Source organism: Streptococcus oralis (assembly GCF_022749195.1).
In the GTDB taxonomy this organism is placed as follows: Bacteria; Bacillota; Bacilli; order Lactobacillales; family Streptococcaceae; genus Streptococcus; species Streptococcus oralis_CI.
The window spans coordinates 1,284,009-1,297,226 of record NZ_CP094226.1 but is presented as its reverse complement, the minus strand read 5'-3'; the positions used below and the strand labels follow the sequence as shown (position 1 = coordinate 1,297,226).

Here is a 13,218-nt window from a genome sequence, read left to right as displayed (position 1 = left end):
GTTTTCGTAAAACGTTTGCCTAAATAAAATAAAGGAGATTTGAATGATGAAAGCTACATTCAAAAATGTCTTGTCTTTCGAGTTTTGGCAAAAATTCGGTAAGGCTTTGATGGTGGTTATCGCTGTTATGCCAGCGGCTGGATTGATGATCTCAATCGGTAAATCAATCGTGATGATTGACCCAAACCTTGCTCCTCTAGTGATTACAGGTGGAATCCTTGAGCAAATTGGTTGGGGGGTTATCGGTAACCTTCATATCTTGTTTGCCCTTGCTATTGGGGGAAGCTGGGCAAAAGAACGTGCAGGTGGTGCATTTGCAGCTGGACTTGCCTTTATCTTGATTAACCGTATCACAGGTGCTATCTTCGGTGTGACAGGTGATATGTTGAAAAACCCTGAAGCAATGGTTACTACCTTCTTTGGTGGTTCAATCAAGGTTGCTGACTACTTTATCAGCGTTCTTGAGGCACCAGCTCTTAACATGGGGGTTTTCGTAGGGATTATCTCTGGTTTTGTTGGGGCAACAGCTTATAACAAATACTACAACTTCCGTAAACTTCCTGATGCCCTTTCATTCTTCAATGGTAAACGTTTCGTACCATTCGTCGTTATTCTTCGTTCAGCTATTGCTGCAATTCTACTTGCTGCCTTTTGGCCAGTAGTTCAAACAGGTATCAACAACTTCGGTATTTGGATTGCCAACTCACAAGAAACTGCTCCAGTCCTTGCACCATTCTTGTATGGTACTTTGGAACGTTTGCTCTTGCCATTTGGTCTTCACCACATGTTGACAATCCCAATGAACTATACAGCTCTTGGTGGAACATACGAAGTGTTAACTGGTGCAGCAAAAGGAACACAAGTATTTGGTCAAGATCCACTTTGGCTTGCATGGGTAACTGACCTTGTTAACCTTAAAGGTTCAAATGCTGACCAATACCAACACCTTCTTACAACAGTCACTCCAGCTCGTTTCAAAGTTGGACAAATGATCGGTTCATTTGGTATCTTGATGGGTGTCATCGTTGCTATCTACCGCAATGTTGATGCTGACAAGAAACACCAATACAAGGGTATGATGATTGCGACAGCCCTTGCAACATTCTTGACAGGGGTTACTGAACCTATCGAGTATATGTTTATGTTCATCGCAACACCGCTTTACCTTGTTTATTCAGTAGTTCAAGGTGCTGCCTTTGCTATGGCAGATATTGTTCACCTTCGTGTCCACTCATTCGGTTCAATTGAATTCTTGACTCGTACACCATTGGCAATTAATGCTGGTATTGGTATGGATATCGTTAACTTTATCTGGGTAACTGTTCTCTTTGCGGTTATCATGTACTTCATTGCCAACTTCATGATCAAAAAATTCAATTACGCAACTCCAGGACGTAACGGAAACTACGAAACAGCTGAAGGAGCATCAGAAGAAGCAACTCCTGGAACTCCAAAAGTTGCTGCAGCTTCTCAAGCCGTAAATATCATTAACCTTCTTGGCGGTCGTGCAAATATCGTAGATGTGGATGCATGTATGACTCGTCTTCGTGTAACTGTTAAAGATGCAGATCGTGTTGGTACTGAGGAACAATGGAAAGCAGAAGGAGCTATGGGTCTTGTCATGAAAGGACAAGGTGTCCAAGCTATCTACGGACCAAAAGCTGACGTATTGAAATCTGATATCCAAGATATCCTTGATTCAGGTGAAATTATTCCTGAAACTCTTCCAAGCCAAATGACAGAAACTCAACAAAATACTGTACACTACAAAGGTGTAACTGAGGAAGTTTACTCAGTAGCTGACGGTCAAGTTGTTGCTTTGGAACAAGTGGAAGATCCAGTTTTTGCTCAAAAAATGATGGGTGATGGATTTGCAGTAGAACCAGCAAATGGTAACATTGTTTCTCCAGTTACTGGTACTGTAACAAGTATCTTCCCAACAAAACACGCTCTTGGTCTTGTCACTGACTCAGGTCTTGAAGTGCTTGTTCATATTGGTTTGGATACAGTAAGTCTTGAAGGAAAACCATTTACTGTTCATGTTTCTGAAGGACAAAAAGTGGCTGCTGGTGATCTTCTTGTTACAGCTGACTTGGATGCTATTCGAGAAGCAGGACGCAAAACATCAACAGTGGTTGTCTTCACAAATGGTGATGTCCTCAAATCAGTTAAATTAGAACAAACAGGTTCTCTTGCAGCTAAAACAGCAGTTGCTAAAGTAGAATTGTAATATACTTGGGGTTGGAAGCTGTTTTCCAACCTCTTGTTTTAGGAGAAAAGCATGAAATTTCTAACACTCAATACCCACAGTTGGATGGAGAAGGAAGCAGAGGAAAAATTCCAAATCTTACTCCAAGATATTCTCGATAAGGACTATGATTTGATTTGTTTCCAAGAAATTAATCAAGAAATGACTTCGCCTGAGGGAGAGGTTAACACTCACTATCAAGCTTTACCATCAGCAGAACCCATTCATCAGGATCACTATGTCCGACTCCTGGTCGAAAAATTGGCTGAGAAAGGGAAAAACTACTACTGGACTTGGGCTTACAATCATATTGGCTATGATCGCTACCATGAAGGCGTAGCCATCTTATCTAAAACACCTATTAAGGCGCGTGAGATTTTAGTATCAGATGTAGATGATCCAACGGATTACCATACTCGCCGTGTTGCCTTGGCTGAGACAGAGGTTGAAGGCAAGGAACTTGCTCTTGCAAGCGTTCATCTCTCTTGGTGGGATAAAGGTTTCCAAGAAGAATGGGCACGATTTGAGGCTGTACTAAAAGAGTTGAACAAACCTCTGATTTTAGCAGGTGATTTTAATAATCCAGCTGGTCAGGAAGGCTATCAAGCGATTTTAGCTAGCCCATTAGGATTACAAGACGCGTTTGAAGTTGCGAAAGAAAGAAGTGGTAGCTATACCGTTCCACCAGAAATTGATGGCTGGAAAGGCAATACTGAGCCACTACGAATCGACTACGTCTTTACGACCAAAGAGTTAGAAGTAGAGAGTTTACAAGTAGTTTTCGATGGCCAAAATAGTCCACAAGTCAGTGATCACTATGGTTTGAATGCTGTATTGACCTGGAAATAATGAAAGAGGTTGGAATCAGAGGTTCCAACCTTTTAATCTATTCGAATCTTTACTACAGGACTGAGACTCAAATGGGACTACTGCAATGGGACAAAATATGGTATAATTGAAAGGATAGAATCGAGGATAGTATGTCATTTAAGAAATTTCAATTTAAAAATTATATAGTAGAAGCCTTGGAGGAGTTGAAGTTTACGACTCCTACCGAAGTTCAGGAAAAGTTGATTCCTATTGTCTTGGCGGGTCGTGACTTGGTGGGCGAGTCAAAAACAGGTTCAGGAAAGACTCATACTTTCTTATTACCCATTTTCCAGCAATTAGATGAAACTAGCGATAGTGTGCAAGCAGTCATTACTGCACCAAGTCGTGAGTTGGCTACTCAAATTTACCAAGCAGCTCGTCAGATTGCAGCTCACTCAGATGTTGAAGTTCGTGTGGTTAATTATGTAGGTGGTACGGATAAGGCTCGTCAGATTGAAAAACTTGCCAGCAACCAACCACATATCGTTATCGGAACGCCGGGTCGTATCTATGACTTGGTCAAATCTGGTGATTTGGCTATTCACAAGGCCAAGACCTTTGTAGTTGATGAAGCCGATATGACCTTGGATATGGGATTCTTGGAAACCGTTGATAAGATTGCAGGGAGCCTTCCAAAAGACTTGCAATTCATGGTCTTTTCAGCGACGATTCCTCAAAAATTGCAACCATTCTTGAAAAAATACTTGTCAAATCCTGTCATGGAAAAAATCAAGACTAAGACAGTTATCTCAGATACGATCGATAATTGGTTGATTTCGACCAAGGGCCGCGACAAGAATGCTCAAATTTACCAGCTGACTCAGTTGATGCAGCCTTATTTGGCAATGATTTTTGTTAACACAAAAACGCGTGCTGATGAGTTACATGCCTACTTGACTGCTCAAGGCTTGAAGGTGGCAAAGATTCATGGAGATATTGCCCCTCGTGAACGCAAACGGATCATGAATCAGGTGAAAAATCTGGATTTTGAGTACATTGTTGCAACAGACTTGGCAGCGCGTGGGATTGACATTGAAGGTGTCAGTCATGTTATCAATGATGCCATTCCGCAAGACTTGTCCTTCTTTGTTCACCGTGTTGGACGTACTGGACGCAATGGTCTTCCTGGTACAGCGATTACCCTTTACCAGCCAAGTGATGACTCGGATATCCGTGAGTTAGAAAAATTAGGGATCAAGTTTACTCCTAAGATGGTCAAAGACGGAGAGTTTCAAAATACCTATGACCGTGATCGTCGTGCCAATCGTGAAAAGAAGCAGGATAAGCTTGATATTGAAATGATTGGCTTGGTCAAAAAGAAAAAGAAAAAGGTCAAACCAGGCTATAAGAAGAAGATTCAATGGGCGGTGGATGAAAAACGCCGCAAAACCAAGCGTGCTGAAAATCGCTCACGTGGCCGTGCCGAGCGAAAAGCCAAACGCCAAACATTTTAAAAACTCAGTAGAATCACCTGATTCTACTGAGTTTTTATTTTCTGAACTATTCAAAGAAAATAATAATTATATATTTTAAATAATTTGATTTATAAAACAGTAATTGCTTTAAAACTTTTTTTTAGACCAATATTTTATTGAAATCGTAAGGAAAAAAATTGAAAACTATACAAATTTGTGTTATTATACTATAAAACAATCGGATTATATCATTTGATCCGTGAAAAGAAAAGGGGGCTTCTATGGATAAATCATTTATGAAACAACAACGTTTTTCATTCCGTAAAATGAAAGTTGGGTTGGCTTCTGTAGCAATTTTGTTTGCTTTTGCTCAGGTTGGACAAGTTTCTGCAGATGAAACAACAAAACCGGCATCTACTTCAACTGAAACAGTAAAGAAAACTGAAGCAAGTAAGTCAGCAGTCGAAGCTGCTGTTGCAGAAATTAAAGCTGACGAGGCGAAACCAGTCGTTAACCAATCAGATGCAAAACCTGGAGAACTTGTTGATGTTTCTAAGAAGGTTTCACCTATTGACGTGAAAGAACGCCAAGAAGGTGATCAAAAGATTCATGAAGAAACTGCAACAGTTGAAGTCACAAAGACAGAAGTGGCACCTGTAAAAAGTGAAGAACTTCCTGCTCCAAAGACTGAAACAACTGAGAGTACAGTGAGTGGGAAAGATGAAGATGGAAATTCTTATACCCAATATGAACGTGTTAATAAAACAACTACAGTCGAAATCAAGAAAGCGACAAGAACGATTTCAAAATCTAACTCTGCCGATATCGTTTTTGTTGTTGACCGTTCAGCATCTATGTCTCGAACTATTGACACTGTCCGTAACAATATCAATGAGTTTGCAAGAAATCTTGCTAAAGATGGAGTAGCAGCACGTTTTGGATTAGCTACCTTTAGTGATGAAGTATATGGACGTATAGGTGGATTAGCAGATGAGGGTACAATTTTAACAAAATTTAATGAATCTTATTTTACCTCTGACCCAGCTGAGCTTGAAAAAGCCTTAGCAGGCATTAAGCTTGCACATGGTGGAGACTTCCCTGAAACATCTACACCTACTCTTACACAAATTGTTTCAACCTACGACTGGTCTAAGTCACCTAAAAATAAAAAGTTTGTCGTATTGTTGACAGATGCTCCAATGAAGGAGGATCCTTCAATTCCAACGATGGCGAATACTCTTGCGTCTTTGAAAGCCGCAAAAATCGAAAGAATTGTTGCAACTTCGACAGGGACCGATATTAGCTATAAAGATTTTGTATCTGAAGGTCGATTAATGAATATTAATCGTAACTTGGCTGATTCTTTAACTAAGGATGCAACTACATGGATTGTTGAAACTGTGACTGAAGGACACAATTACAAGGTAACGAAAGATAATTACCAATTTTACCTAGAACGTCGTACAACACTACCTGTTGCTCAGACAGGAAGTGCGACTCCAACTACCACAGTTCCAGTAGCTACAGCTTATAAAAAAGAAGTGGCGAAACTCCCTGATACAGGAAGTAATGATACAGCGAACTATGGTATTGTAGGACTTGGCCTCCTAATGGCTGGACTTGGCTTAACTGTAAGCAATAGAAAGTCTAAGGAACAGTAAGCCTAACTGGAAGATTGTTTGTTAAAACATTGTGAGGAAAAATCAGCCGAAAAAATAGGTAGTTTGTAAACGAAGTATGCAGATAAACATAGGTATGATCTTCTGTATTATGGAGTACAAGCCAAATTATTATGCCGAGAAAAGAGCCGTAAGGTTCTTTTTTTGATTTAGAGAAAATACTGCAAAAAAAAGTAAAAAGTGGTATAATGATAAGGTTATATAGTCCCGATAAGATGGTAGGTATTCATTACTAGTAGTTTTCCTATCAGTACTTTGTAACTCTATAACAATATTTTTTAAGGGGGGACATTTTTATGTCAGAACGTAAATTATTCACGTCTGAATCTGTATCTGAGGGGCATCCGGATAAGATTGCAGACCAAATTTCAGATGCGATTTTGGATGCTATTTTAGCTAAAGATCCAGATGCGCACGTTGCTGCTGAGACAGCTGTCTACACTGGTTCCGTCCATGTTTTTGGTGAAATTTCTACAAATGCTTATGTGGATATTAACCGTGTGGTTCGTGATACCATTGCAGAGATTGGTTATACCAATACAGAATATGGTTTTTCTGCGGAGACGGTGGGAGTTCATCCGTCACTTGTTGAGCAGTCACCAGATATCGCCCAAGGTGTTAACGAAGCCTTGGAGGTTCGTGGGAATGCAGATCAAGATCCACTGGACTTGATTGGTGCTGGGGACCAAGGTCTTATGTTTGGATTTGCGGTGGATGAGACAGAAGAACTCATGCCATTACCAATCTCACTTAGCCACAAGTTGGTTCGTCGTTTGGCAGAACTTCGTAAGTCTGGTGAAATCAGCTATCTCCGTCCAGATGCTAAATCACAAGTTACGGTTGAGTATGATGAAAATGATCGTCCAGTACGTGTGGATACAGTCGTTATTTCAACTCAGCACGACCCAGAAGTTAGCAATGAACAAATTCACAATGATGTGATTAGCAAGGTTATCAAGGAAGTTATTCCAGCATCTTACTTGGATGAGCAAACCAAATTCTTCATCAATCCAACTGGTCGTTTTGTAATCGGTGGACCTCAAGGAGACTCAGGTTTGACTGGTCGTAAGATTATCGTGGATACCTATGGTGGCTACTCTCGCCATGGTGGTGGTGCCTTCTCTGGTAAGGATGCGACTAAGGTGGACCGTTCAGCCTCTTATGCAGCTCGCTACATTGCCAAGAACATCGTTGCAGCAGGCCTTGCTAAGAAGGCAGAAGTGCAATTGGCCTATGCTATCGGGGTGGCGCAACCTGTTTCTGTTCGTATCGATACTTTTGGTACAGGAACAGTAGCTGAAAGCAAGCTTGAAAAAGCAGCGCGTCAAATCTTTGACCTTCGCCCTGCAGGAATTATTCAAATGCTGGATCTCAAACGCCCAATTTACCGTCAAACAGCGGCTTATGGACACATGGGACGTACAGATATTGACCTTCCATGGGAACGATTAGACAAGGTAGATGCTTTAAAAGAAGCGGTGAAATAGAATTAAAAGATTGGTAGCTGTGCACTACCAATCTTTTTTGCAAAAGAAAACCAGCTTTTGGCTGGTCTTCTTATTTCATAGGGATTGAAATCTCAATCAATTTATCTGAATAAAGCGTCTTGATATTGGCTTCATCAATGCTTCCTTTATCGATTTTACGTTTCAAGAAGAAGTCTTGGATGGTTTCGATTTCAGGTTCACGAATAGCACGGTGTTTGTTGGAAATGAGGATTTCATAGTGAAGCGGGGCTTGTGTGAAAACTACATCTGTGTTTCCAGCAGAATAGACCTCGACAAGAGTTGCGTCTGTGCTTTCTAATTGGCTTTTAACAAGTTGCGAGTGTGAGTTTGTCGTATTGATAAGCTTCATAACAGTTCCTCCGATTTTCTAACTCTATTATAGCACTTTTTGGATAAAATCGTGTATTTTAGCCAATTCCATGCTGGATTTTCCAAGCTTCAATTCCCCATTTATGGCTACCACGTTTGAGCTTTTCAATAGCCTCGTCAATAGGGAACCAAGCAATATGATTAAAATCTTCCAATGGTTTTTGTGCTTCTTTGAAAGAAATAGCTTCATAGAGATACGCTGGATTGTAGTAGTAGGTATCACGGTGGCGAGAGTAGAAATACTCATCAGCTTGCCCATAGTAGGTTCCAATCTCAGCGGTAAAGCCAAGTTCTTCGATTAGTTCTCTCTTTAGTGCTTCTTGATGATCTTCGCCTGCTTCAATTTCTCCACCTGGCAAGAACCAAGCACCATTGGGGGCTTGAACTAGGACAATTTGTTTTTTCTCCGCATCCGGAATAACTGCGTACACACCATAGCGGGGCTGGTAGGTCACATTCTCTTTTTTATCACCATAAGTTGGGTTTGGCATTGCTTTTTCCTCATTCTCTAGTGTCTTTATTATTATCATAATGGACGAGGGGCAAGCTGTCAAGAATAAACCAACGAACTGGTGCAGAAAAAGCTACTTTGTCTTGGTCAATCCTTGTCTCGTTAAACTTTCCAGACCTAGCACTATAACTGGTATAATAAAAGAGAGGTGATTTTATGGCAGAATCAAGACTATTTCGTATCCTATATCTACTTTTAGAAAAAGGCAGTACAACGGCTCCTGAATTAGCCCGATTATTTGAAGTATCTGTACGAACGATTTATCGCGATGTTGAACGATTGAGTATGGCGGGGATTCCTCTATATTCGATACCTGGAAAGGCGGGCGGAATCTTTTTAATGAAGGACTTTGTTCTGGATCGTACTCTCGTATCGGAGGATGAAAAATTAGAACTTCTATCAGCTTTGCAAGGAATTCAAGCCCTGACAAATGACAGGCAAGATCTGTTACTTGAAAAGTTGGAATCTATTTTTCAAGTTTCTACCAGCCCTTGGATAGAAGTAGACTTGACTGACTGGAGAAAGCGAGAAGGTCAAAAAGAATTATTTGATAACATCAAACATGCTATTCTAGAGAAAAGGCAACTGGTGATTACTTATCTAGGTGGGTGTGGTCAGAAAACGATTCGTACAGTCGAGCCCTTTAGACTCGTATTTAAAAAGAGAGATTGGTACCTTCATGCCTACTGTTGTTTGAAGGAAGAGTGGCGTTTTTTCAAATTGTCTAGAATTAGGAATTATCACCTAACAACTGAAACTGTGAAGCAGAAAAATGTGGAGGATTGGGTTGATGGCTCAGATCAAGTGGCACATCAAATCGAAGTTTCCTTGAAGTTTAGTCCCAAGCTTGCTTTCCGGGTTTATGAAGATTTTTCAGAAGATGAGATTAGCTTGGGGAAAGATGGGTGTTATTATGTCAAGACAGTCCTACCAGAGCATGAAAGTCTGTATACTTACCTCCTGTCTTATCTAGATGGGGTGGAAATACTCGCCCCCAATCATCTGAAGAAGGAATTGCTTTCTAGAGTAGAAAAAATCCAAAAACTTTACAAACCTTGACAAAAGATGTCAGGGTTTTGGTGCTATACTAGAGATAGAAAGGAGAAGAACCAAATGAAATACGAATGGAGAAAAGAAGCAAAAGATCTTTATCAAGTGAAAGCTAGGCCCAGCATCCTGCAGGTATCAGGTCAATCCTATATCGTGATTGATGGTAAAGGTGATCCAAATCAAGAAGATTTTTCAGAACGCGTAGGGGCCTTATATGCCTTAGCCTATGCGATAAAGATGAAGTATAAAAAAGCTCCTCTGGATGATGTTTACACTGATTTTACTGTCTTTCCTTTAGAAGGTGTATGGAAAAAGGAGAAGGAGGGAGAACTGGTAAAAAGTGAGCTTTCTTATAGCATTATGATTGGGCAACCCGATTTTATTACGAGAGAACTATTTGAAAAAGCTTTGGAAGAGGTCATAATCAAGAAGCCAAATATTCTCTATGAGGCTATTCGTTTTGAAATGATAGAAGAGGGCCAAAGTCTTGCTATGCTTCATGTAGGACCTTTTGATACTGAAAATGAGACTTTTGCAGAGATGGAGCATTTTTGTCAACTTCATAAACTCAAAAGAACTTCGGAAGTCCACCGAGAAATTTATCTCAATAACCTTCATCGAACGGAGCCAAGCAAATTAAAAACAATTCTTCGCTATCAAGTTCAAGAAGAGAATTAAAAAAAGAACAGGAAATCTTGTTTCCTGTTCTTTTTATGAGATTTATTCTTCTATTTCAGAAGCAATCTCTTCTGTTTTCTCAGGTTTTTTGGCAGATTTGATTTGAATATTGCCATTGCTTGTCATGACTGCCTTGAGGGCTTTCTCACTTGGATTTTCAAGGTAGAAATCAGTGATGGCATCCTCGATATGGTCTTGAATAGTACGGCGGAGTGGGCGTGCTCCCATTTTTGGATCATAACCTAAGTCAACCAACTTTTCCTTGACCTTGTCTGTCACATCGAGGTGGATATTGTTGCTAGAGAGGCGTTTGTTGACATCCGCTAGCATGAGTTCGATGATTTGGAGAAGGTTGTCCTTGCTGAGAGGTTTAAATTCGATGATGCCGTCAAAACGGTTCATAAACTCCGGACTAAAGAAGTTGCCGAGTTCACCGAGAACAGAGTTGGTACGTCCTTCGCGAGCCGCCCCAAAACCAACACTGGCTTCGGCCTTTCCAGTACCCGCATTTGAGGTCATGATAATGATAGCATCCTTAAAGCTAACTGTACGTCCTTGCCCATCAGTCAAACGACCATCGTCCAAGACTTGAAGGAACATGTGCATCACATCTGGATGGGCTTTCTCGACCTCATCGAGAAGGATGAGAGAATATGGGTTGCGACGAACCTTTTCAGTCAGCTGCCCAGCTTCATCATAACCAACATAACCTGGAGGGGCTCCGACCAATTTAGCTACACTGTGTTTTTCCATGTATTCACTCATATCAAAGCGAATCATGCTGTCAGCAGAACCAAAGAGCTCAATGGCTAGTTGTTTGGAAAGTTCTGTTTTACCGACACCAGTTGGTCCGACAAAGAGGAAGCTTCCGATTGGCCGGTTAGGAGTTCCAAGTCCAACACGATTACGACGGATTGCCTTGGCAATCTTATCGACAGCTTCATCTTGACCAATGACATGAGCTTTGAGGTCGTCTGCTAGATGGATAAGCTGAGATTGTTCTTTTTCTTTGAGTTCTCCAACAGGGATATTGGTTTTTTGCTCAATGATATGTTCGATGGTTTTCTCGCTGATGATTGGAGTATCCTGATCAGTCACCTTGTTTTTCTGCATTTCCTTGTACTTGGCAATCTGATCGCGGAAATAAGCAGCCTTTTCAAAATCTTCCTCTCGTGTAGCTTGAGCCTTGAGATTTTCAGCCTCAATCAAGCGCTGATCAATCACTTTAGGATCAACAAAGTTCAGCGTCAGATTCATCTTTGAACCAGCTTCGTCCAACAGGTCAATAGCCTTGTCTGGCAAGAAGCGGTCTTGGATATAGCGGTTGGAAAGATTTGCAGCAGCTTCGATGGCAGCATCAGTATACTTGACGTGATGGTAGTCTTCGTATTTCTTTTGAACTCCTTTAAGGATGATAATGGTTTCTTCGACAGTTGGTTCATCTACCTTGACAGGCTGCATACGGCGCTCCAAAGCAGCATCTTTTTCAATGATGCGGTATTCATTGAGAGTAGTGGCTCCGACCATTTGCAATTCACCACGGGCAAGGGCTGGTTTGAGGATATTTCCTGCATCCATATTGCCATCGCCAGCAGATCCAGCACCAACAATTTCATGGATTTCATCGATAAAGAGGATGATGTCCTCGCGTTTGCGAATTTCTTCCATGAGCTTTTGCATACGTTCTTCAAATTGGCCTCGAATCCCTGTTCCTTGGACTAGACTGACCACATCCAGACGGATGACCTGCTTGCCTTGGAGTTTATGGGGAACATCGCCATCGACAATCTTCTGAGCTAGACCTTCCACAACGGCTGTTTTACCAACACCTGGTTCTCCGATAAGGACAGGGTTGTTCTTGGTTCGACGGTTGAGGATTTCGATAACGCGGATAATCTCCTCATCTCGACCAATAACGGGGTCAATATCTCCCCGACGAGCAATCTCAGTAATGTTGATACCGTATTCCTCTAGGAGTCCTCTTTCTTGGCTAGGGGGTGTTTGAAGTGGGCCGCGGTTTTGAGGTCCATAACCACCGTTTCCTCCATATCCCCCACCAGATTGAGTTGGAGGGACGTTATTAGAAGAAGGTTTGAAATTGTTCAAATCATTGAAAAAGTCGCCGAATGGATCAAAGTCATGATTGTTTAAGTCAGTCATTCCTTTAAAGAGGGTATTATTTGGATCTGTTTTGATAATTTTATAGCAATTTTGACAGAGATCAATTTGCTTTTGCTGCCCATTGATATTGGTATACAGATGAATTGTTGAGTCGTTTATTTTACAGTTTTGACAGAGCATACATCTACCTCATTTCATTCTTATTCTTGGTCTAAGAAAAAGGTCAAGAATAGTCAAAGTTTTATACTCTCATTATAGCATGATTAAGGTGTAAAGCAAGTAAAAAGATTGGGAAGTGGTCGTTTTTAAAAGAAGGATTTATGGAGAATCAAGCGACATTGAAGGTAAGAAAAAATCCCATTTGTGGTGACAAAAAGGATTCTCATTCATCGGACCTTACTGCCCGTTGTTTTTATATTAGTAAAGGAGTTCGTAGATCTCCATTGCAATCAAATCAATGCTATCAAAGGTATAAGTTTCACGAGCTTCTACATCACGAAGGGTGAAGAGTGATCCGTTTTCTTCGTCGTGGCTGTATGCAACTTCTGCGACAACAACACCTTCACGTTCAAAATTACGTTTTAGATTTCCACCATCTTTTGTCATCGCTTCTAGGCGGTTAATGATTCTAACCAAATGTGATTCCATTTTGATTCTCCTCCATTTCTTATCGTTTCTATTTTACCATAAACAAGAGGTAGTTGACTAGAAAAAAACTGTGATTTCTCTCTATTTCTCTATTCTATCAAGTTAATTGTTAAAATTAGGG

General features: G+C 40.8%; 11 protein-coding genes. 7 read left to right on the top strand and 4 right to left on the bottom strand.

Going from position 1 to position 13,218, the window contains the following annotated elements; translation table 11 throughout:
* Nucleotides 1-43: 43 nt before the first annotated feature.
* From MP387_RS06325 to metK, 5 genes are all read left to right on the top strand, one after another.
* Entirely contained in the window at nucleotides 44-2,230 is a 2,187-nt protein-coding gene (locus MP387_RS06325) for a PTS transporter subunit IIBC (RefSeq protein WP_242745810.1), read from the top strand.
* Between the two features lie 51 nt (nucleotides 2,231-2,281).
* The gene (locus MP387_RS06320; protein ID WP_084849431.1) at nucleotides 2,282-3,097 is read left to right on the top strand and encodes an endonuclease/exonuclease/phosphatase family protein; all 816 of its coding nucleotides are present in this window, start codon (nucleotides 2,282-2,284) and stop codon (nucleotides 3,095-3,097) included.
* A gap of 131 nt (nucleotides 3,098-3,228) precedes the next feature.
* Nucleotides 3,229-4,572, top strand: a complete 1,344-nt coding sequence (locus tag MP387_RS06315) for a DEAD/DEAH box helicase (protein ID WP_242745809.1) — start codon at nucleotides 3,229-3,231, stop codon at nucleotides 4,570-4,572.
* 242 nt (nucleotides 4,573-4,814) lie between these two features.
* The gene (locus MP387_RS06310) at nucleotides 4,815-6,194 is read left to right on the top strand and encodes a VWA domain-containing protein (RefSeq protein WP_242745808.1); all 1,380 of its coding nucleotides are present in this window, start codon (nucleotides 4,815-4,817) and stop codon (nucleotides 6,192-6,194) included.
* Between the two features lie 314 nt (nucleotides 6,195-6,508).
* Entirely contained in the window at nucleotides 6,509-7,699 is a 1,191-nt protein-coding gene (gene metK, locus MP387_RS06305; protein ID WP_049478314.1) for a methionine adenosyltransferase, read from the top strand.
* Between the two features lie 70 nt (nucleotides 7,700-7,769).
* Here metK and MP387_RS06300 read toward each other — a convergent pair whose 3' ends face one another.
* Both MP387_RS06300 and MP387_RS06295 read right to left on the bottom strand, forming a co-directional pair.
* On the bottom strand, nucleotides 7,770-8,069 hold the full coding sequence (locus MP387_RS06300) for a DUF1827 family protein (protein ID WP_000767206.1): 300 nt from the start codon (nucleotides 8,067-8,069) through the stop codon (nucleotides 7,770-7,772).
* Nucleotides 8,070-8,127: 58 nt separating this feature from the next.
* The gene (locus tag MP387_RS06295; RefSeq protein ID WP_242745807.1) at nucleotides 8,128-8,580 is read right to left on the bottom strand and encodes an NUDIX hydrolase; all 453 of its coding nucleotides are present in this window, start codon (nucleotides 8,578-8,580) and stop codon (nucleotides 8,128-8,130) included.
* Between the two features lie 176 nt (nucleotides 8,581-8,756).
* Between MP387_RS06295 and MP387_RS06290 the strand changes: the two genes are divergently transcribed.
* Nucleotides 8,757-9,659, top strand: a complete 903-nt coding sequence (locus MP387_RS06290; RefSeq protein ID WP_242745806.1) for a helix-turn-helix transcriptional regulator — start codon at nucleotides 8,757-8,759, stop codon at nucleotides 9,657-9,659.
* Nucleotides 9,660-9,713: 54 nt separating this feature from the next.
* Nucleotides 9,714-10,328 carry a GyrI-like domain-containing protein gene (locus tag MP387_RS06285; RefSeq protein ID WP_242745805.1) on the top strand — a complete coding sequence of 205 codons (615 nt, stop codon included), beginning with the start codon at nucleotides 9,714-9,716 and terminating at the stop codon, nucleotides 10,326-10,328.
* A 42-nt stretch (nucleotides 10,329-10,370) separates the two neighbouring features.
* On the opposite strand, the gene MP387_RS06280 is transcribed toward MP387_RS06285, so the two are convergent.
* Nucleotides 10,371-12,629, bottom strand: coding sequence for an ATP-dependent Clp protease ATP-binding subunit (locus tag MP387_RS06280; RefSeq protein WP_242745804.1), 2,259 nt, complete (start codon nucleotides 12,627-12,629; stop codon nucleotides 10,371-10,373).
* Between the two features lie 237 nt (nucleotides 12,630-12,866).
* A complete protein-coding gene (locus tag MP387_RS06275; RefSeq protein WP_000443577.1) occupies nucleotides 12,867-13,097 on the bottom strand; it encodes a DUF1797 family protein in 231 nt (76 codons plus the stop codon).
* Nucleotides 13,098-13,218 lie beyond the last annotated feature (121 nt).